1 protein-coding gene is annotated in these 545 nt (G+C 42.8%); it reads right to left on the reverse strand.

What is annotated here, in order from left to right; all coding sequences use genetic code 11:
* Positions 1–545, reverse strand: a 545-nt coding sequence (locus tag WH96_RS22215) for a hypothetical protein (RefSeq protein ID WP_047766191.1), incomplete at both ends; no start/stop codon positions are given.

Genomic DNA, 545 nt, shown 5'->3' on the forward strand with positions numbered 1-545 from the left:
TCTGCGTTCAAGTCTTGGTAAGCGACTGAGAGATCCGAACCCAAGCGATGAGCTTCGACAGAATTATCTGTTACCCAGGTAACAGCTTCCTGAACACCGGAAGCATTGGTCAGCTTTACATCATTTAAAGTTGATCCGTTTTCATACAGCGATACATCAACCAAAAGAGGATTATCCGTCGAAGAGATAACTGTACTCGTATAGATCGTCTCTCCATTTTTGATATAGCTGACAACACCATCTGATGAACGTTCAATCTCAAAAATATCTCCAGACGAATAAGTACCAAAAGATCCACGGTTTACACCGGACTCACGAATGTAAAGAGCACCGCTCGCCAAGAGATAAAAAGTATATTCAATGGTCTCATAGCTGGAATTGCCAGTCGTTGAAGAAAGACCAACCATACGATGCGTATTCGCTTCCGTAACCTCAAAATCAAGCGAACCTGCACCAATCAGCTTTTCTAATGAATAAGCTCCTGCATTCCACGCACTACCACCGGAAAGCTTCTTGATAATACCACCAACAACTCCATTATTCTG

This window comes from Kiloniella spongiae, from assembly GCF_001026905.1.
Classification (GTDB): domain Bacteria; phylum Pseudomonadota; class Alphaproteobacteria; order Kiloniellales; family Kiloniellaceae; genus Kiloniella; species Kiloniella spongiae.